Source organism: Streptomyces sp. G5(2025) (assembly GCF_049542075.1).
Taxonomy (GTDB): domain Bacteria; phylum Actinomycetota; class Actinomycetes; order Streptomycetales; family Streptomycetaceae; genus Streptomyces.
In genome coordinates this window covers 5,528,732-5,548,370 of sequence record NZ_JBMUZT010000006.1, presented here as the reverse complement: position 1 = coordinate 5,548,370, position 19,639 = coordinate 5,528,732, and the positions used below count along the sequence as shown (strand labels likewise).

Sequence of the window (19,639 nt, the reverse complement as noted above, 5' to 3'; positions counted from 1 at the left end):
CCTTCGTCCGGCGGGCGGCTTAACCAGCCACAGAGGTATTGTCAAGAGGGCACAGCCGCGATATCGGGTAATTTGTCCTGCTCACCCGGCGTCTCCCGCCGGGCGGCCAGCGGGCAGCGAGGAAGGGAAGAGCACGCGTGACGCGCAGCGTGTACGTGACCGGGATCGACCGCGGCGACGGCCGCCAGGTCGTCGAGCTGGGAGTGATGGAGCTCCTGACCCGTCAGGTCGACCGGGTCGGCGTCTTCCGGCCCCTCGTCCACGACGGCCCCGACCGCCTCTTCGACCTGCTGCGGGCCCGCTACCGCCTCTCGCAGGACGCCGCGACCGTGTACGGCATGGACTACCACGAGGCGTCCGCGCTCCAGGCCGAGCAGGGCACCGACGAACTGGTCTCGCGGCTCGTCGACCGCTTCCACCGGGTGGCCGGGGAGTACGAGGTGGTCCTCGTCCTGGGCACGGACTTCGCCGCCACGCAGCTCCCCGACGAGCTGGCGCTCAACGCCCGCCTCGCCAACGAGTTCGGCGCCTCCGTGCTCCCCGTGGTCGGCGGCAAGAACCAGACCGCCGAGTCGGTGCACGCCGAGACGCGCAACGCCCACCGCGCGTACGACAGCCTCGGCTGCGACGTCCTCGCCATGGTCACCAACCGCGTGGCGCCCGCCGACCGCGACGAGATCCACCGGCGGCTGGAGGCCAGCCTGCCGGTCCCCTGCTACGTCCTGCCCGACGAGCCCGCGCTCTCCGCGCCGACCGTCGCGCAGATCACCCACGCGCTGGGCGGCCGCGTCCTGCTCGGCGACGACTCGGGGCTCGCGCGCGACGCCCTGGACTTCGTCTTCGGCGGCGCCATGCTGCCGAACTTCCTGAACGCCCTAACCCCGGGCTGCCTGGTGGTCACCCCCGGCGACCGCGCCGACCTGGTGGTGGGCTCGCTGGCCGCGCACAGCGCCGGTACCCCGCCCATCGCGGGCGTCCTGCTGACCCTGAACGAACAGCCGGGCCCGGAGATCCTCACCCTCGCCGACCGTCTCGCGCCCGGCACCCCGGTCGTCGCGGTCTCCGGCGGCTCCTTCCCCACGGCGGCGGAGCTCTTCGCCCTGGAGGGGAAGCTGAACGCCGCGACGCCCCGCAAGGCGGAGACCGCGCTCGGCCTCTTCGAACGGTACGTCGACACCGCGGACCTCCTGAAGCGCGTCTCGGCGCCGAGCAGCGACCGCGTCACGCCGATGATGTTCGAGCACAAGCTCCTGGAGCGGGCCCGCGCCGACCGGCGCCGCGTCGTGCTGCCCGAGGGCACCGAGGAGCGGGTGCTGCGCGCCGCCGATGTGCTCCTGCGCCGGGGCGTGTGCGACCTGACGCTGCTCGGCCCCGTCGAGCAGATCCGCAAGAAGGCCGCGGACCTCGGCGTGGACCTCGCCGACTCCGAGCTCATCGACCCGCAGACCTCCGAGCTGCGGGATCGTTTCGCCGGGAAGTACGCCGAGCTGCGCGCCCACAAGGGCGTCACCGTCGAGCTGGCGTACGACGTGGTGGCGGACGTGAACTACTTCGGCACGCTGATGGTCCAGGAGGGCCTGGCCGACGGCATGGTGTCGGGCTCCGTGCACTCCACGGCCGCCACCATCCGGCCCGCCTTCGAGATCATCAAGACCAAGCCGGACGCCTCGATCGTGTCGTCCGTCTTCTTCATGTGCCTCGCCGACAAGGTCCTGGTCTACGGCGACTGCGCCGTGAACCCGGACCCGAACGCCGAGCAGCTGGCCGACATCGCCGTGCAGGCGGCCGCCACTGCCGGGCAGTTCGGGGTGGAGCCGCGGATCGCGATGCTGTCGTACTCGACGGGCACGTCCGGTTCGGGCGCCGACGTGGACAAGGTGCGCGAGGCGACCGAACTGGTGCGCGCGCAGCGCCCGGACCTGAAGATCGAGGGCCCGATCCAGTACGACGCCGCGGTGGAGCCCTCGGTGGCGGCCACCAAGCTGCCCGGCTCCGATGTCGCGGGCCAGGCCAGCGTGCTGATCTTCCCCGACCTCAACACCGGCAACAACACCTACAAGGCCGTGCAGCGCTCGGCCGGCGCGATCGCCGTCGGCCCGGTCCTGCAGGGCCTGCGCAAGCCGGTCAACGACCTGTCCCGGGGCGCGCTCGTCCAGGACATCGTCAACACCGTCGCCATCACGGCGATCCAGTCCCAGACCCCGGCCGCCGGCTGAACCCCCACCGCCCGGACCCCCACAGAAAGCACCCCGAATCCGTGACTGCTACGCGCGTCCTCGTCCTCAACTCCGGCTCCTCGTCGGTGAAGTACCAGCTGCTCGACATGCGCGACAGCTCACGTCTGGCCGTCGGTCTCGTCGAGCGGATCGGCGAGGAGACCTCGCGGCTCAAGCACACCCCGCTGACCGGCGGCGGCGCCGAGCCCCGCGAGCGCGAGGAGCCGATCGCCGACCACGAGGCGGCGCTCAAGGCCGTCGCCGCGGAGCTGGCCGCCGACGGCCTCGGCCTCGACTCCCCCGAGCTGGCCGCGATAGGCCACCGCGTGGTGCACGGCGGCCTGAGGTTCACCGCGCCGACCGTGATCACCGACGAGGTGCTCCAGGAGATCGAGCGGCTGGTGCCGGTGGCGCCGCTGCACAACCCGGCCAACATCACCGGCATCCGCACCGCCCACGCGCTGCGCCCGGACCTGCCGCAGGTCGCCGTCTTCGACACCGCGTTCCACACGACGATGCCGGAGTCAGCGGCGCGCTACGCGATCGACGTGAAGACCGCCGACGAGCACCGCGTGCGGCGCTACGGCTTCCACGGCACCTCCCACGCGTACGTCTCGCGCGAGACCGCGAAGCTGCTGGGGAAGGCGCCCGAGGACGTGAACGTCATCGTGCTGCACCTGGGCAACGGCGCCTCGGCGAGCGCCGTGCGGGGCGGGCGCTGCGTCGACACGTCGATGGGGCTCACGCCGCTTGAGGGGCTCGTGATGGGTACCCGTTCCGGTGACATGGACCCCGCGGTCATCTTCCATCTGGCCAGGGTCGGCGGAATGTCCATCGACGAGATCGACATTCTCCTCAACAAGAAGAGCGGTCTGATCGGACTCTGCGGCGACAACGACATGCGGGAGATCCGGCGCCGTATCGACGAAGGCGATCAGGAGGCGGCGCTCGCTTTCGACATCTATGTCCACCGGCTGAAGAAGTACATCGGCGCCTATTACGCCGTCCTCGGCCGCGTCGACGCCGTCGTGTTCACGGCCGGTGTCGGCGAGAACGCGGCCCCGGTGCGCGAGGCGGCGGTGGCGGGCCTGGAGGAGCTGGGACTCGCGGTCGACGGCGCGCTCAATTCCGTACGTTCCGACGAGGCTCGGCTGATTTCGCCCGAGTACGCGCGCGTCGCCGTCGCCGTGGTGCCGACGGACGAAGAATTGGAGATCGCCACTCAGACGTACGCATTGGTCGGCGACCGCAACGCCTGAGCGCGCATCCGCCCATTTGTAGATTCCACCAGACGGAATATTCCGTAGCGAAACAAACCGATAGGATCGCCCCATGCGCCGTTCCAAAATCGTCTGCACGCTGGGCCCCGCCGTCGACTCCGAAGAGCAGCTCGTCTCGCTGATCGAAGCCGGCATGAATGTGGCCCGCTTCAACTTCAGCCACGGCACGCACGCCGAGCACCAGGGCCGGTACGACCGGGTCCGCTCGGCCGCCGCGAAGACCGGCCGCGCGATCGGCGTCCTCGCCGACCTCCAGGGCCCGAAGATCCGTCTGGAGACCTTCGCCGAGGGCCCCGTCGAGCTGGTGCGCGGTGACGAGTTCACCATCACCACCGAGGACGTGCCCGGCGACAAGTCGATCTGCGGCACCACCTACAAGGGGCTGCCGGGCGACGTCTCCAAGGGCGACCAGGTCCTCATCAACGACGGCAACGTCGAGCTGCGCGTCGTCGAGGTGGACGGCCCGCGCGTGAAGACGATCGTCGTCGAGGGCGGTGTCATCTCCGACCACAAGGGCATCAACCTGCCCGGCGCGGCCGTGAACGTGCCCGCGCTGTCCGAGAAGGACATCGAGGACCTGCGCTTCGCGCTGAAGATGGGCTGCGACATGGTCGCCCTGTCCTTCGTCCGCGACGCGAGCGACGTCAAGGACGTCCACAAGGTGATGGACGAGGAGGGCCGCCGGGTCCCCGTCATCGCCAAGGTGGAGAAGCCGCAGGCCGTCGCCAACATGGAGGGCGTCGTCGCGGCGTTCGACGCCGTGATGGTGGCCCGTGGCGATCTGGCCGTCGAGTACCCGCTCGAAAAGGTCCCGATGGTGCAGAAGCGCCTCGTGGAGATGTGCCGCCGCAACGCCAAGCCGGTGATCGTCGCGACCCAGATGATGGAGTCGATGATCACCAACTCCCGCCCCACGCGCGCCGAGGCGTCCGACGTCGCCAACGCGATCCTGGACGGCGCGGACGCGGTCATGCTGTCGGCCGAGTCGAGCGTCGGCGCCTACCCGATCGAGACCGTCAAGACGATGTCGAAGATCGTCGCGGCGGCCGAGGAGGAGCTGCTCTCCAAGGGCCTCCAGCCGCTCGTGCCCGGCAAGAAGCCGCGTACGCAGGGTGGTTCGGTGGCCCGCGCCGCGGCCGAGATCGCCGACTTCCTCGGCGGCAAGGCCCTGGTCGCCTTCACCAAGTCGGGTGACACGGCCCGCCGCCTGTCCCGCTACCGCGCGGCCCAGCCGGTCCTCGCCTTCACCACCGACGAGTCGACCCGCAACCAGCTCACGCTGAGCTGGGGCGTGGACACCTACGTCGTGCCGCACGTCGACAACACCGACGCGATGGTCGAGATCGTCGACGCCGAGCTGATCAAGCTCAACCGCTTCAACGACGGCGACACGGTCGTCATCACGGCGGGCTCGCCTCCCGGGGTCCCCGGCACCACCAACATGGTCCGGGTACATCATCTTGGCGGCGGCGAACGCGACTAATCGTCGGTTGCTGTTCAAACGCGAGGGCGCCCCCTGGTCCAGGGGGCGCCCTCGGCGCGGTTCGGGCCGCCGTCACCGCGTGATCGTCTGCTCCAGACCCGGCACCTTCAGGGTCCCGCCGAACTGGGCGGCCTGAACCACCTTCACCTTGGTGAAGTACGCGATCGGAACGTTCAGCGGCGGCGGGTGCTCGGGGTCGAAGACGATCGGGATCAGGCCGAACAGGTTGCCCTGCAACCGCTCCGTGTACATGACCGTCTGTCCGTCGCGGATCGTGGACGTCGAGCCCTCGTCCGCCCGGATGTGGTACTTCGTCCCGTCGGGCCCGGGGGCGATCTGGTGCAGGTCGCCGATGTCCGTGCCGTTGTCGACGGTGAACTTCAGCGCCTGCTTCGTCTTGCCGCCGGCCGTCGTCAGGTTCACGACGCCCTTGTAGTCGAGGCCCTTGAGGAGCAGGAAGCTGGCCTCCAGCTCCCACGGCTCGTCCGCGACCGGAACGGGGGCCTCCTCGGCCTCGCCCTCGACCTTCTTCTCGACCACGCACGGGAACGGCTTCTTGCCGTCCGCGTCCGGGGCCATCGGGTCGGTGGCCTCGTCGCCCTCGCCGCCGTCCTCGGCCTCGCCGGTCGCGTCCCCTGCGGCCTTCCCGGCCTCGTCCTCAAGGCCGCCGGTCTTGTCCCCGGCCTTGTCCCCGGTCTTCTCCCCGGCCTTGTCCGCGCCGTCCCCGACCTCGTCGACCGTGTCCTTCGCGTCGTCGGCGGGTTCGGTGGCCTTGTCCGTCGTGTCCTGGCCGGGCCCTCGGTCCTCGGGGGAGTTCGTCCCCTCCGGGGCGGAGGGCGTCGGCGCCGGGCCCGGGGACTCCTTGTCGTCGGGCGTGAACACGTCCTTGAGCGCGTCGCCCAAGCCCAGCGGGTCCAAGGGGTTCCTGGTCTTCGACGGTTCGGGGGCCGGCTGCGCGGCCTCGCCCTTCGCATCGCCGGACGGCGTGTCCTCGGCCTTCTCGCCGGCCTTCTCGCCGTCCTTCTCACCGGCGTCCGGGAGGGTCGAGGGGGCAGGTCCCGCGGAGTCCTCGCCCGCCGCGTCCTTGTCCCCGACGCCACCGCCCTTCTCGTCCTTGGCGGCCTCGTCCTGACCGGCCTTGTTCTTGGCGTCGTCGGCCTTCTTGGCGTCGTCGGCGTCCTTGGCCTCCTTCTCGACGTCCTTGGACGCCTCGTCCGGCGCCGTGACACACGGGCCGTCCTGGAAGGGATTCTTCGGGATGCCCGGCTTGGCCTGCGCGAGCGTGGGGGTCAGGCCCATCCCCATGAGGACCGCGGTCGGCATGGCCGCGAGGGCTATCGCCTTGCCCGCGGGCATCTGGAGACGGGTGAGCAGCGGCTTCCTGGGGGCCGCGTGGCGCGGCCCGGATCTCGTACGGGACTCCCCCGCGGAGTCCTCGTGGCGCACCTCGTCAGCCTGCACGGTGCCTCCCGTTCGTCCCGTCCACCGGGATCGTTCCTGACAGTTCGTCGGTCGCGCTCACACCGTCCGCACCGTTCGGGCCGCCCGCGGTCGCGGGCTCGGGCTCCTTATCCGTACGCCCCTTCGCGGGGACGCTCTCGGGCTCACCCCAGGAGACGCCGAGGGCACCGCCGAACAGTGCGAGCAGGAAGCCGACGAGAAAGCCGCCGAAGTTGGAGACCACCAGGGAGACCAGGGCGAGCAGGATGGCCGCGACGCCCGCGAAGACCCGCGTGTGCACCTGGAACCACATCGTCAGGCCGAGCACCATCAGGAGGACGCCGATGATCAGCGAACCGGCTCCCGCCGTCGTCGCCAGGGCGAGCGTCAGGTTGCCGAGCTTGATGTTGCCGTAGGGCAGGTAGGCGATCGGCACGCCGCCGAGGATGGTAAGGAGGCCCGCCCAGAACGGACGGGTGCCCCGCCAGGCCCGGAACTTCCTGCGGTAGACCTGGAGGAAGTGCTCGTTCGGCCCCGGTGACTTGGCGCTCATGGGAAAACAGCTCCTTGGAACCGGCGGTACGTGAATTCAGTGAAGCTCTGTGGTGGCGGGCGGGAGAGCGGATCTCCGCGCCCGCCGGGCCAGCAGCTGTCCCGTGCCCGCCCTGACGGGCCGGCGGGTCCAGGGCTCAGCGAGTGCTTAGAAGCACTCCTTCTTGCCCTTGTGCAGCTTCATGTTGAGGCCACTCAGCTTGAAGGTGCCGGCGCTGGTAGCCCAGGCCGTCTGCTCGATGTCGGTCAGGATGGCGCGGTCGGCTTCCTGGGCGAAACCGTTCGGGTTCGCCTGCTCCTTGCCGCCCTTCATGCCGGGGCCCTTGGTGGACTTCCCGGCTGCGACACCGATGTTGATGTTCCTGAACTCGGCGTCGGCATCCAGCTGCGCCACGTCGATGTACAGGTTCTTGGCCTCGACCGGCTTCTTGCCGCCACCCGCCTTGAGCTGGAGCGTGACATCGCCGAGTACGGGGATGTGCGTCACGACGGACTGGCACATGTTGGTGATCTTGGCCTTCTTGAAGGCCGAGACCGACACGGGGTGCGCGGCTTCCTTGCCCTCCATGTCCACGCCGACGTCAACGCCGCCGTACTGGACCATGCCGCGGCCGTCGAGCTTGTCGGCCGAGACCTTGAACGACTGGCCGGACACACTGAACGATGCCGCGAGCGCGCCCTGCGAGAGGGCGACACCTATCGCGGCGGTAGCCGCGACGCTCGGCACCATGACCACGGCGAACCGCTTCCATCTGGTCCCGCCACGAGCCACAGATTCCATGACTTTCCTCCTTCTCGGACGTACATCTCCGGCCTGACTGCTCCCGCTCGGGCGGCTCAGCCGGGCAGGGATGGGAGAAGTGCTACGTCCTCGGGAAGGAGAGCGCCGCATCGTAAGGCGCTGGCCGCACCACACATCACCGGCGATCACCCCCGAGCGACAACCACTGGTCGCGCCTGACGCATCACGCACAACCTCACGGACAGGCCCTGCCGGGGACGGCAGAGACCCCCCTGTCCAAGACCGGCGACGGCGTCACCGGTCTGCTCGGTGGGGACCCGAAGGCCCCGCTCCCGACCGGCTGTCGGGTGGCGGTTCATCGGACCGAGCGTCGCCGATCGTGGTGCATTCTCGGGCCCGGCACAAGGGGGTTCGTTACTGGCTAGTAACGGGCGGATAACCGAACCGCGACCGCGCGGTATCGGTCAGCCACGGACGGTGGCTCAACAGGCGGGAGCAGAACGGGACATGTACGAGCGAAAGAGCCCAGATGGGCGCCCACGACTTACTCCAAGTAACAGTGGCCGTGTTTGCCAAGTTTTGGCAAAGCACGGCCACTGTCGCGTCCTGGGACCAGAGTTTTCACTCCGGCATCACAAGCCCCTGCGTTGAGGGACTGGTCAGCCGACGGGCCGGTGGACGGACCGGCCGCGGGCTCGGCGCACGGCTCAGAAGAGCACCCGGGCGAGCGCCGTGCGCGCCGACGTCACGCGCGGGTCGTCCGAGCCGACCACCTCGAAGAGTTCGAGCAGCCGCACGCGCGCGGCGTCGCGGTCGTCGCCCGCCGTGCGCCGCACCGTGTCGATGAGCCGCCCGAAGGCGTCCTCCACATGACCGCCCACCAGATCCAGGTCGGCTGCGGCGATCTGCGCCGACACGTCCGCGGGCTTGTCGGCGGCGTCCTTGCGGACCTGCTGCGGGTCGAGACCCTGCACGCGCTGGAGCAGTTCGGCCTGGGCGAGACCGAGCTTGGCCTCGGTGTTCGCCGGGTCGTCGCTGAGTACGTTCTTGTACGCCTGGACGGCACCGCCCAGATCACCCGCGTCCAGCGCCCGCACGGCCGCTTCGAGCAGCGCGTCGTAGGGACCGGCGGGCACCTCGGCCGCGGCGGGGGCCTGCCGGCCCTCGGCGCCGGGGTCGACCACCAGGCCGGTCAGGCCGAAGCGCTCCTCGCCGACCTGGACGAGCTGGTCGAGGGTCTGGCGGATCTGCGCCTCGGGGGCCGCGCCCTGGAAGAGGGGCAGGGCCTGGCCGGCCACCACCGCGAAGACCGCCGGGATCCCCTGGACCCCGAACTGCTGCATCAGCATCTGGTTGGCGTCGACGTCGATCTTGGCGAGGAGGAAGCGGCCGTTGTACTCCTGCGCGAGCCGCTCCAGAAGGGGGCTCAGCTGCTTGCACGGCTCGCACCACTCGGCCCAGAAGTCGATGACGACCGGGACCTCGGTGGAGCGCTGGAGGACCTCGCTCTCGAAGCGGGCCTCGTCGACATCGATGACGAGGGAGGCCGGGGACACCGCGGCGCCTGCCGCGCCCCCGCCCTGCCGCGCCGCTTCGGCGCGCGCCTGCTCCGCCTTCGCCTTGGCCTCCTGGGCCGCCTTCACCGCGGCGAGGTCGACGACTCCGCTCATGGACATGTTCCGTGGCTGCATGAGTACATCCTCCCCCAAGCCGTGCGGGAACCGCGCCCGTCTGTGAACCCCCGCCGGATTGCGGGGCCACGGAGGCCTTGGTCCAAGGTCCCGAGGAGGACCGGTGGTTGGCCCGGGGTCCCCACCCCGTGCCGTCGTACGTGTGTACCGCGTGGTTGCCGCTTGTGGTTGTCGCTCGTGGCTTTCGCTACGGGTCGTAGCGTAACTGGCGTGCCCCGGGCGTGGACAGCCCCGGCCGGTGATCTCCCTCACTGCTGAGGGCCAAGGGGTCCCGGGCCGGTCCGTACCGACCGGTATGGTCGCGGCCATGCAGAGCCGTACGTCCCCCACTCCACCCGCCCGTACCGGCGGCCGCCCGCGCAGCGCGACCGCCGACGCCGCGATCCTGGAGGCGACCCGGCAGGGCCTCGTGGAGCTGGGCTGGTCCAAGCTGACGCTCGGCGCCGTCGCCACGCGCGCGGGGGTCGCCAAGACCACCCTGTACCGGCGCTGGGCGGGCAAGAGCGAGCTGGTCGTGGACGCGGTGGCGGAACTCTTCGACGAGCTGGAGCTGCCGGACCGGGGCAGCCTCGCCGCGGACATCGAGGGCGTGGTCCTGCAGTTCGCGGCGCTGCTCGGCCGCCCCGAGACGAAGACGGCGCTGATGGCGGTGGTCGCGGAGTCGACGACGGACGGGCCGCTGCGGGAGCGCATCCGCGAGTCCATCGTCGACCGCCAGAAGCGGCTGGTCCTCGCGGGGCGCAAGCGGGCGCAGGAACGGGGCGAACTCCCCGTCGAGCCGGACCCGTCCGCCGCCGCCCGCACGGCGGACCTCATCTTCGACGTGATCGCCGGCGCGGTGGTCCACCGCGCCCTGGTCAGCGCGGAACCGGTGGACGAGGAGTGGTCCCGCCGCTTCACGCTGCTGCTGCTGGGAGGATTGGCAGCGGCGGCGGCGCAGGCGTAAGGGCCGCGGGCCCGCAACATCAGCGACCCCACCACAGGGCGCGTCCAACCCCCGCAAGGGGCACGGGCCCGCAACATCAGCGACTCCACCGCGGGGCGCGACCAGCCCCCACAAGGGGCACGGGCCCGCAACATCAGCGACTCCACCGCGGGGCGCGACCAGCCCCCACAAGGGGCACGGGCCCGCAACATCAGCGGCTCCACCGCGGGGCGCGACCAGCCCCCACAAGGGGCACGGGCCCGCAACATCAGCGGCTCCACCGCGGGGCGCGACCAGCCCCCACAAGGGGCACGGGCCCGTGACATCAGCGGCTCCACCGCGGGGCGCGGGCCCGTGACATCAGCGGCTCCACCACAGGGCGCGACCAGCCCCCACAAACCCGCACCCGCCCCACACCCGCGGGCCCGCAACATCAGTGACCCCACCACAGGGCGCGCCCAACCCCCACAAGGGGCACGGGCCCGTGACATCAGCGGCTCCACCGCGGGGCGCGACCGGCCCCCACAAACCCGCACCCCCAGCTCAAACCTGATACCGCTCCGGCGCGAACAGCCGCAGGTTCCCCGCCACCCACTCCGACGTCCGCTCAAGCCCCTCCGAGAGAGAAACCCGCGGCTCCCACCCCGCCCACTCCCGCGCCCGGGAGTTGTCCGACAGCAGCCTCTCCACCTCACTGCCGGAAGGCCGCAGCCGCGCCGGGTCGACCACGACCGAGGCCTCGCGGCCCGACGCCGCGATCAACGCCTCCGCCAGCTCTCCGATGGAGATCTCCCGGCCCACCCCCAGATTCACCGCGTGCCCGAGCGCCCGGTCGCACACCGCCATCGCCATGAAGCCCCGCGCCGTGTCCGTGACGTAGGTGAAGTCCCGCGTGGGCGTCAGCGAGCCCAGCCTGATCTCACGCGCGCCCGCGTGCAGTTGCGCGAGGATCGTGGGGATCACGGCCCGGGCCGACTGCCGCGGACCGTACGTGTTGAAGGGGCGGACCACCGTCACCGGCAGCTCGAAGGCGTGCCAGTGCGAGAGCGCCATCATGTCGGCGCCGATCTTCGAGGCGGAGTACGGGGACTGCGGCTGGAGCGGGTGGTCCTCGCTGATCGGCGCGGTCAGCGCCGTCCCGTACACCTCACTCGTCGACGTGTGGACGAGGCGCCGCACACCGTGCCGCCGGCACGCCTCCGCGACGTTCTCCGTGCCGACGACGTTCGTCTGGACGTACGCGCCCGGCGAGTCGTACGAGTACGGGATGCCGATCAGCGCGGCGAGGTGGAAGACGGTGTCGCACCCGGCGACCGCGTCCATCACCCGCCCCGCGTCCCGCACGTCCCCGGCGATCATCTCGACCCGCGGGTCGCCGAGGAGGTGCGCGAGGTGGCCCTTCTCCGCGTACGGCTTGTAGTGGACGAAGGCGCGGACCTTCGCGCCCGCTTCGAGGAGCAGGTCGACGAGGGTCGAGCCGATGAAGCCCTCGGCTCCGGTGACGAGGACGGTGCGGTCCTGCCAGGAGAAATCCTGCCGAGAGAAAGACGTCATCATGCGTACTCCAGGTGAGGGGTGGTGGCGTGGGCGAGGTGGAGGACCCGCTCGGCGAGCAGGTCGGCGGCGCGGGCGTGCGGGCCGGGGTCGGCGGCGCCGCTCATCGCGGCGAGCCGCGCCGGGTCGGCGAGCAGCGGGCCGACCAGCTCCGCGAGGCGGTCCGCGGTGGTCTCGGCGTCGGGCAGCAGGAGGCCCGCGCCCGCGTCGGTGAGGACCCGGGCGTTGTGGGTCTGGTGGTCACCGGGAGCGTGCGGGTACGGCACGAGGACGGCGGGCACCCCGGTGGCGGCCAGTTCGGCGACGGTCGCCGAGCCCGCGCGGCAGACGACCAGGTCGGCGGCGGCGTAGGAGAGGTCCATGCGGTCGAGGTAGGCGACGGCGCGGGCCACCGAGGACCCGCCCGAGGCCGCGAGTCCGGCCCGCGTCTCCTCCAGCGCGGCGGGGCCGGTCTTGACCAGGAGGTGGACGTCCCCGCGCCCCTGCCACCGCTCGGCGAGGCCGACCGCGGCCTCGGTGAGCCGGGCGGCGCCGAGGCTGCCGCCGTTGAAGAGGACCAGGCGGACCCCGTCCGGTACGCCGAGCGCGCGCCGCGCCTCGGTGCGCAGCGCGGCCCGGTCGAGCCTGGCGAGGGGCTCGGCGATCGGCATGCCGGTGGTGTGGGCCCGCTCACCGCCCGGCAGGTGCGCGCGGCTGCGGTCGAAGGCCACCGCGATGTTGGGGGTGAGGCGGGCGGCGAAGCGGTTGGCGCGGCCGGGCACGGCGTTGGACTCGTGGATGAGGCTCGGCAGGCCGGCCATGCGGGCGCCGACGACGACGGGGGCGCTGGGGTAGCCGCCCATGCCGACGGCGACCTGCGCGCCCTGATCCCGCAGGATGGCGCGGCACTGGGCTCCGGACTTCAGCAGCGCGGCGGGCAGCAGGTAGCGGCGGGCGCCGAGCGAGGGGTCGAAGGGGATCATGTCGACGGTGTGCAGGCGGTAGCCGGCATCCGGTATCAGCCGCTTCTCCAGGCCCCGTTCGGTGCCGACGAAGGAGATCACCGCGCCCGGCACGGCCCGGCGCAGCGCGTCGGCGAGGGCGAGGCCCGGATAGATGTGCCCGCCGGTGCCGCCCGCGCCGATGACGACGGAGAGGGCGGGCGAGCCGGGGCGTCCCGGAACGCCGGAGTGAGAGGTTCGCATGACGAAGGAGCATCGCGAGAGGGTCTAAGAGGGTTTTAAGAGCCGCGTTTGGCACCTTTGCTCCATGAGTTTCCTGAGCGTCACGAGCTTGACCGGCAGAAGCGGCCCGCCGGGCGGTGCGCCCGAACCCGTACCGCACAAGATCCTCGTCGTCGACGACGACCCCGAGGTCCGCGCCGCCGTCGAGGACGCCCTGACCGTCGAGGGGCACCTGGTGCGGGGCGCGGAGGACGGCCACCGCGCGCTCACCGCGGTGGCCCGCTGGCAGCCCGACCTGCTCGTCCTCGACGTGCTGATGCCCGTCATGGACGGCCTCGCCGTCTGCCGCCGACTGCGCGCGGCGGGCGACCGCACGCCCGTGCTCGTGCTGACCGCGCTGGACTCGGTGAGCGAACGCGTCGACGGCCTGGACGCGGGCGCCGACGACTACCTGGTCAAGCCCTTCGCCCTCGACGAACTGGTGGCCCGGGTGCGGGCGCTGCTGCGCCGCGCGACGCCCGAGCCGGCCTTGGCGGACGGCGACGACCTCGCGTACGGCGATCTCGTCCTGGACCCCGCCACCCGCACCGGCCGCCGCGGCGGGCGCCGGGTCGAGTTCAGCCGCACCGAGGCCGCCCTCCTCGAACTGCTGCTCCGCAACGCCGGACAGGTGCTGCCGCGCGAGCTGATCCAGCGGGCGGTGTGGGGCCGCGACTTCGGGCCGGACTCCAACTCCCTTGCCGTGTACGTGGGTTACCTGCGCCGCAAGCTGGAGTCGGGCGGTGAGCCGCGGCTCGTCCACACCGTGCACGGCGTCGGCTACCGCCTGGGCTCGCCGTGAGCGCGCGGCGCGGGCTCGGCGCGCGCTGGCGGCGCCGCAGACCGCTGCGGACCCGTCTCGCAGTGGCCGCGGCGGCGGCCGTGGCGCTGGTGGCGATCGGGGTGTGCGCCGCCGCGTTCTTCGTGATCCGCTTCAAGCTGTACCAACAGCTCGACCAGAACCTCGCCCAGTCGGCGACGCTCACCGTGCAGCAGCACCGCGACGAGGACCCCGGCGTGATGACGGGCGAGTGCCGGTTCCTCGGGGCGCCCGCCTGCTCGCAGATCGTCCCGGCGGACTCCGCCGACGATCCGGCGAAGCCGTATCTGCTGCCGGTGAGCGGGGCGACGCGTGAGGTCGCCGCCAGGCGGGCCCCGTACTACGCGAGCTTCACACTCCCCGGCGGCAGGCCGGGCCGGATGTATACCACCACCTTCGGCGACGGCGAGGCCGTGCAGGTCGCCCTGCGGGCCGACATCGCCGAGCGCGGGGTGCGCCAGGCCGCGACACTGCTCGCCGCGGTGGGCGGCGCGGGCGTGCTGCTCTCGGCGGTCGGCGGCTACTGGGTCTCGCGCACCGGCCTCGCCCCGATCACCCGGCTCACCGCCACGGCCGAGCGCATCGCCGCCACCCGTGACGCCCGGCACCGCATCGAACTGCCGCCGGGGCCGTCGGGCCGCGCGGGCCATGACGGCCGACAAGACGAGGTCACCCGCCTGGCCGCCACGTTCAACACGATGCTCGCCGAGCTGGAGGAGTCCGTCGCGGCCCGCCGCCGCCTGGTCGCCGACGCCTCCCACGAACTGCGCACTCCGCTGACCGCGCTGCGTACGAACGCCGAGCTCCTCGCCAAGGCGGACCGTCTCACCGCGGCGCAACGGGAGCGCGCGGCCGGGGCGCTCGGCCGCCAGCTGCGCGAAGTCACCGGCCTGGTCAACGACTTGATCGAGCTGGCCAGGGAGGAGGAGCCGCAGCCCCTCCTTGAGGAGGTACGGCTCGCCCCGCTGGCCGCCCACGCGGTGGACGCCGCCCGCGGCCACTGGCCCGCCGTCCCCTTCACCCTCCAGATCGCGCCGGAGGCGGCGGACCTCAGCGTCCCCGGCGTACCGGCGCGCCTGTCCCGGCTGCTCACCAACCTCCTGGACAACGCGGCCAAGTTCTCCCCGCCGGGCGCTCCCGTCGAACTATGGCTCACGGCCACGGAGTTGACGGTACGCGACCACGGTCCAGGCATCGCGGAGGAGGACCTGCCCCACGTCTTCGACCGCTTCTACCGCGCCGAGAAGGCCCGCGCCCTGCCCGGTTCGGGCCTCGGCCTCGCGATGGCCCGCCAGATCGCGCACGCGCACGGGGCGGAGCTGACGGCCGAGCGGGCACCGGGCGGCGGCGCGCTGTTCCGCCTGGCGCTGCCAACTTCTTAGCTCAGGTTCTTGGCTCAGGTTCTTGGCTCAGGTTCTTGGCCCAGGCGCACTCGCGCCACCTACTTCTTGGCCCAGGCGCAGCTGCCCAGCGTGGCGCTGCCCTTGGCGAGAAGGCGGTCCGCCTCGCGCGCGACGAGGACCCGGGTGTGCGCGCCCTTGCAGACGACCGTCCGCTCGCCGTGCCCCGCCAGGTCCACCAGGATCTGGTCCCAGTGCCGGTACTGCACGTCGTGCCCGGAGTCGTCGTACGTCCGCACCTTCGGTGTGCCGGGCAGCTCCCGCCGCCACGTCTCGATCGTCGCCGGGGGCACGGTGGTGTCCTTCTTCCCGGCGTAGACGTAGACGGGCGCGTCCAGCTTCGACAGGTCGGGGCCCGGGCGCTCGCAGTACAGCCGCTGCTCGTGCACCTGGGGCGCGGGTTCGGACCGCTGGCCGCGCTGGTTGTAGGTGCGCGCCCCCTCCTCGTACGCCGTGTCGGCGAAGCCGGGAATCGACTTCACGGCGCTGTCGTCGGGGAAGGCCCACCACTTGCGCGGGTCCTTGATCTGGTCCTTGACTGCGGCGGCCAGCGCCTCGTCGGACAGGTCGCAGAACGCGGGCCGGGCGCCGTAGGGCGGGAGCGCGGCGGCGAGGTGCAGCGCCGAGACGCGGCCGGGGGCCTTGGCGGCGAGTTCGGCGGCGTAGGGGCCGCCGCCCGAGATCGCGACGACGGAGAAGTCCTTCACCTTCAGCCGGTCCATGACCGCCAGGGCGTCCTCGGCGAAGTCGGCCTTGCCGAGCCCCTTGTCGAACTCCGTGTCACCGAAGCCGTTGCGCTCCACGGAGATGAGCCGCAGGCCCAGGTCCTCGCGCGTGCTGCGGAAGAAGTCCGTCAGGTGGGCGGCGCGGGCGCTCGTGCCGGTGCCGCCGATGTACAGGACGGGCCGGCCGTCGCGCGGCCCCTGGTCGATGTAGTGGGCGGTGCGCCCGCTGTCCAGCTTCGCCGCGCGCACGGCGGGGCCGAGCGAGTCGAAGTCGTCCTGCACCTTGGGCTCGGGCGGCGGGCTCGCACTCACTTCACCGGACCCGCCGACCAGCAGCGCCCCGAGGACGGTGAGGGTGGCGGCGCCTATGGCGATGGCGGCGGTGCGGGCGTGGCCGGTCGAGGTCACGGACGACTCCAGGGGCGGGGACGGGGAACGCGGCGCGCCTACCCAGGCCTTCGGATTTAAACCTGGGAGTTTCTGCACCGTCCCCAGGGGCGCGGGCCGTGACATATGCGGCTCCGCCGCGTGGGCGCGCCAAGCCACATACGGCCCGCAGGTCCCCGCTCGCCCGGGAAACCCCGCGCCTAGAACCCCGGCGGCTCCGTATAAACCCCCCACTCGTCCCGCAGCACCCCGCAGATCTCCCCGAGGCTCGCCTCGGCCCGCACCGCCTCCAGCATGGGCCCGATCATGTTCGAACCGTCCCGCGCCGCCGCCAGCATGGCGTCGAGGGAGGCCCGTACCTTCGCGTCGTCCCGCCCCGCCTTGCGCTCCGCGAGCTCCCGCACCTGCTCCCGCTCGACCTCATGGCTGACCCGCAGGATCTCCAGGTCACCGGTGACGGAACCTTCATGGCAGTTGACGCCGACGACGCGCTTGTCGCCCTTCTCCAGGGACCGCTGGTACTGGAAGGCGGACTCGGCGATCTCGCCGGTGAACCAGCCGTCCTCGATCCCGCGCAGGATGCCGGAGGTGATCGGCCCGATCGGGTACTGCCCGTCGGGGCAGGCCCGCCGTCCCCGCTCCTTGATCTGCTCGAAGATCTTCTCGGCGTCGGCCTCGATGCGGTCGGTGAGCTGCTCGATGTACCAGGAGCCGCCGAGCGGGTCGGCGACGTTGGCGACGCCGGTCTCCTCCATCAGCACCTGCTGGGTGCGCAGCGCGATCTCGGCGGCCTGCTCGCTGGGCAGGGCGAGGGTCTCGTCGAGGGCGTTGGTGTGCAGGGAGTTCGTGCCGCCGAGCACCGCGGCGAGGGCCTCCACGGCTGTCCGCACCACGTTGTTGTACGGCTGCTGGGCGGTGAGCGAGACACCGGCGGTCTGGGTGTGGAAGCGCAGCCACTGGGCCTTGTCGGTCTTCGCGCCGTACTCGTCGCGCAGCCAGCGGGCCCAGATGCGGCGCGCGGCGCGGAACTTCGCGATCTCCTCGAAGAAGTCCACGTGCGCGTCGAAGAAGAAGGAGAGCCCGGGCGCGAAGACGTCGACGTCCAGACCGCGGCTGAGCCCCAGCTCCACGTACCCGAAGCCGTCCGCGAGCGTGTACGCCAGCTCCTGCGCGGCCGTCGCCCCGGCCTCGCGGATGTGGTAGCCGGAGACGGAGAGCGGCTTGTACGCGGGGATGTCGCGCGCGCAGTGCTCCATCAGGTCGCCGATGAGGCGCAGATGCGGCTCGGGCTGGAAGAGCCACTCCTTCTGCGCGATGTACTCCTTGAAGATGTCGGTCTGGAGCGTGCCGTTGAGGATGTCCGGGTCGACGCCCTGGCGCTCGGCGGCGACGAGGTACATGCAGAAGACGGGCACGGCGGGCCCGCTGATCGTCATGGAGGTCGTCACGTCGCCGAGGGGGATGTCCTTGAAGAGGACCTCCATGTCGGCGGCGGAGTCGATGGCGACGCCGCAGTGCCCGACCTCGCCGAGGGAGCGGGGGTCGTCGGAGTCGCGGCCCATGAGGGTCGGCATGTCGAAGGCTACGGAGAGGCCGCCGCCGCCGTTGGCGAGGATCATCTTGTAGCGCTCGTTCGTCTGCTCGGCGTTGCCGAAGCCCGCGAACTGGCGGATGGTCCAGGTGCGGCCGCGGTACCCGGTGGGGTACAGCCCGCGCGTGAAGGGGTACTCCCCGGGCCAGCCGATCCGCTCGAATCCCTCGTACGTGTCACCGGGGCGCGGCCCGTAGACGGGGTCGACCGGGTCGCCGGAGAGCGTGGTGAAGTCCGCGTCGCGCTTGCGGGCCTTGTCGTAACGGGCCTGCCAGCGTCGGCGGCCTTCCTCGATCGCGTCAGCGTCCATACCTCGAATTTACTAGGACGTCCTAGTAAAAGTCGATGGCAAACCGCCACGGACCTGTCCGTGGCGGTGGAGGTTACGCCTTCGCGGTGACCGGCGAACCGTCGGTGATCAGCGGCTCGACCTCGCGGGCGACGTTGCGCTCGACGAAGAACGCGGCGGTCGGGATGGTGCCGGAGACGAGCACCCACAGGAGCTTGCCGAACGGCCACTTCGCCTTGGAGCCGAGGTCGAAGGCGAAGATCAGGTAGATGATGTAGAGCACGCCGTGGACCTGCGACACGACGAGCGTCAGGCCCTCGCCCTTGTCGAAGCCGTATTTGAAGATCATGCACGCGCACAGCACGAGCAGCATCACGGCGGTGACGTAGGCCATCACCCGGTAGCGGGTCAGCACGCTTCGCTTCATGCGTACGAGCGTAACGGCCCGTCTCGCGCGATCTTCGCCGCCCCCGCCGCGACCCCGCCACGAGCGGAACGAGCGGCTCTACTTCTCCTCGAAGTCCCGCGCGGCGATCCGCAGCGGCCGCAGCATCGCGAAGATCTCCCCGCACTCCTCCGCGTCGTACACCCCGAGCCCGAAGTCCATCGCCATCAGCTCGCGCGTGGCCGCCTCGACGACCTCGCGGCCCTTGTCGGTGATGGAGGCCAGAGTGCCGCGGCCGTCGTTGGGGTTGGGGCGCTTGTCGACGAGGCCGGACTTCACGAGCCGGTCGACGGTGTTGGTCACGGAGGTGGGGTGCACCATGAGCCGCTCGCCGATCTTCGACATCGGCAGTTCGCCGGCCTGGGAGAAGGTGAGCAGCACCAGGGCCTCGTAGCGCGCGAAGGTCAGTCCGTACGGCTTGACGACCGCGTCGACCTCGGCGAGCAGGATCTGGTGCGCACGCATGATCGAGGTGATCGCACCCATGGCCGGGACCGCTCCCCAGCGCTGCTTCCAGAGCTCGTCGGCGCGGGCGATCGGATCGAAGGGGAGGCTGAGCGGCTTCGGCACGCCAAAGACCTTACCCGCCGGTCATATGGCGGTCAGCCCCGTCTCGCAATCCGGGCGTTCGTTGCTTCTCGCCCCTGGCCCCGCCACTCACCGCGCGGCACGCCCCCGCCGCGAGGGGCGGCAGCGGAGGATGCCGCTCACTCCGGCGCCCGCGCCGAGCCGCGAGGACTCGGCGGCGGAGGAGATCGCCGGGGTGCGGGCGCCCCGCCCCGAGACGGCGCGGGAGGACATGACGCGGCCGTGGGCCGCCGGTGCCGGGATCGCGCGCTGCTCACCAGAAGTGGACCCGGTGTCGCACAAGGGGATGATTGACCCCATATGCAACGA

At 71.5% G+C, this 19,639-nt stretch carries 17 protein-coding genes; 6 read left to right on the top strand and 11 right to left on the bottom strand.

Annotation, left to right across the window (positions count from 1 at the left end; translation table 11 throughout):
* The first annotated feature begins 137 nt into the window (after positions 1 to 137).
* The 3 genes from pta (at position 138) to pyk (ending at position 4,979) form a co-directional block, all read left to right on the top strand.
* A complete protein-coding gene (pta, locus tag ACOBQB_RS36125; protein WP_423598001.1) occupies positions 138 to 2,216 on the top strand; it encodes a phosphate acetyltransferase in 2,079 nt (692 codons plus the stop codon).
* A 41-nt stretch (positions 2,217 to 2,257) separates the two neighbouring features.
* Positions 2,258 to 3,475 (top strand): acetate kinase, encoded by a 1,218-nt coding sequence (locus ACOBQB_RS36120; protein ID WP_423597999.1) that lies wholly within the window; start codon positions 2,258 to 2,260, stop codon positions 3,473 to 3,475.
* Between the two features lie 73 nt (positions 3,476 to 3,548).
* The gene (gene pyk / locus ACOBQB_RS36115; protein WP_423597997.1) at positions 3,549 to 4,979 is read left to right on the top strand and encodes a pyruvate kinase; all 1,431 of its coding nucleotides are present in this window, start codon (positions 3,549 to 3,551) and stop codon (positions 4,977 to 4,979) included.
* A gap of 72 nt (positions 4,980 to 5,051) precedes the next feature.
* On the opposite strand, the gene ACOBQB_RS36110 is transcribed toward pyk, so the two are convergent.
* The 4 genes from ACOBQB_RS36110 to ACOBQB_RS36095 form a co-directional block, all read right to left on the bottom strand.
* Entirely contained in the window at positions 5,052 to 6,440 is a 1,389-nt protein-coding gene (locus tag ACOBQB_RS36110) for a hypothetical protein (protein ID WP_423597995.1), read from the bottom strand.
* A complete protein-coding gene (locus tag ACOBQB_RS36105) occupies positions 6,430 to 6,972 on the bottom strand; it encodes a DUF6114 domain-containing protein (protein ID WP_423597993.1) in 543 nt (180 codons plus the stop codon). The genes ACOBQB_RS36110 and ACOBQB_RS36105 overlap by 11 nt, the downstream gene beginning before the upstream one ends.
* Before the next feature lie 147 nt (positions 6,973 to 7,119).
* Complete coding sequence (locus tag ACOBQB_RS36100) at positions 7,120 to 7,752, bottom strand: DUF6230 family protein (RefSeq protein ID WP_423597991.1); 633 nt, start codon at positions 7,750 to 7,752, stop codon at positions 7,120 to 7,122.
* A gap of 668 nt (positions 7,753 to 8,420) precedes the next feature.
* Positions 8,421 to 9,404: a tetratricopeptide repeat protein gene (locus tag ACOBQB_RS36095; RefSeq protein ID WP_423597989.1), complete on the bottom strand. Its 984-nt coding sequence runs from the start codon at positions 9,402 to 9,404 to the stop codon at positions 8,421 to 8,423.
* Positions 9,405 to 9,711: 307 nt separating this feature from the next.
* Here ACOBQB_RS36095 and ACOBQB_RS36090 point away from each other — a divergent pair, with 307 nt between their 5' ends.
* Positions 9,712 to 10,350, top strand: coding sequence for a TetR/AcrR family transcriptional regulator (locus tag ACOBQB_RS36090; RefSeq protein WP_423597987.1), 639 nt, complete (start codon positions 9,712 to 9,714; stop codon positions 10,348 to 10,350).
* A 522-nt stretch (positions 10,351 to 10,872) separates the two neighbouring features.
* Here ACOBQB_RS36090 and ACOBQB_RS36085 read toward each other — a convergent pair.
* Together ACOBQB_RS36085 and ACOBQB_RS36080 are read right to left on the bottom strand one after the other, a co-directional pair.
* Positions 10,873 to 11,883, bottom strand: coding sequence for a GDP-mannose 4,6-dehydratase (locus ACOBQB_RS36085; protein WP_423597985.1), 1,011 nt, complete (start codon positions 11,881 to 11,883; stop codon positions 10,873 to 10,875).
* Positions 11,883 to 13,067, bottom strand: coding sequence for a UDP-N-acetylglucosamine--N-acetylmuramyl-(pentapeptide) pyrophosphoryl-undecaprenol N-acetylglucosamine transferase (locus tag ACOBQB_RS36080; RefSeq protein ID WP_423597983.1), 1,185 nt, complete (start codon positions 13,065 to 13,067; stop codon positions 11,883 to 11,885). The genes ACOBQB_RS36085 and ACOBQB_RS36080 overlap by 1 nt, the downstream gene beginning before the upstream one ends.
* 64 nt (positions 13,068 to 13,131) lie before the next feature.
* On the opposite strand from ACOBQB_RS36080, the gene ACOBQB_RS36075 reads away from it, so the two are divergent.
* Both ACOBQB_RS36075 and ACOBQB_RS36070 read left to right on the top strand, forming a co-directional pair.
* Positions 13,132 to 13,887: a response regulator transcription factor gene (locus ACOBQB_RS36075; RefSeq protein WP_423597981.1), complete on the top strand. Its 756-nt coding sequence runs from the start codon at positions 13,132 to 13,134 to the stop codon at positions 13,885 to 13,887.
* A complete protein-coding gene (locus ACOBQB_RS36070) occupies positions 13,884 to 15,287 on the top strand; it encodes a sensor histidine kinase (protein ID WP_423597979.1) in 1,404 nt (467 codons plus the stop codon). The genes ACOBQB_RS36075 and ACOBQB_RS36070 overlap by 4 nt, the downstream gene beginning before the upstream one ends.
* Positions 15,288 to 15,346: 59 nt before the next feature.
* Here the strand turns inward: ACOBQB_RS36070 and ACOBQB_RS36065 are convergent, their stop codons facing one another.
* The 5 genes from ACOBQB_RS36065 to ACOBQB_RS36045 all read right to left on the bottom strand — a co-directional run bounded on the left by ACOBQB_RS36065 (position 15,347) and on the right by ACOBQB_RS36045 (position 19,630).
* Positions 15,347 to 16,438 carry an alpha/beta fold hydrolase gene (locus ACOBQB_RS36065; RefSeq protein WP_423597977.1) on the bottom strand — a complete coding sequence of 364 codons (1,092 nt, stop codon included), beginning with the start codon at positions 16,436 to 16,438 and terminating at the stop codon, positions 15,347 to 15,349.
* A 179-nt stretch (positions 16,439 to 16,617) separates the two neighbouring features.
* A complete protein-coding gene (locus ACOBQB_RS36060; protein ID WP_423597975.1) occupies positions 16,618 to 18,318 on the bottom strand; it encodes an acyl-CoA mutase large subunit family protein in 1,701 nt (566 codons plus the stop codon).
* A gap of 73 nt (positions 18,319 to 18,391) precedes the next feature.
* Complete coding sequence (locus ACOBQB_RS36055) at positions 18,392 to 18,724, bottom strand: DUF3817 domain-containing protein (RefSeq protein ID WP_423597973.1); 333 nt, start codon at positions 18,722 to 18,724, stop codon at positions 18,392 to 18,394.
* Between the two features lie 78 nt (positions 18,725 to 18,802).
* Positions 18,803 to 19,312, bottom strand: a complete 510-nt coding sequence (locus ACOBQB_RS36050) for a MarR family winged helix-turn-helix transcriptional regulator (RefSeq protein ID WP_423597971.1) — start codon at positions 19,310 to 19,312, stop codon at positions 18,803 to 18,805.
* Between the two features lie 87 nt (positions 19,313 to 19,399).
* Positions 19,400 to 19,630 carry a hypothetical protein gene (locus ACOBQB_RS36045; RefSeq protein WP_423597969.1) on the bottom strand — a complete coding sequence of 77 codons (231 nt, stop codon included), beginning with the start codon at positions 19,628 to 19,630 and terminating at the stop codon, positions 19,400 to 19,402.
* Positions 19,631 to 19,639: the final 9 nt, after the last annotated feature.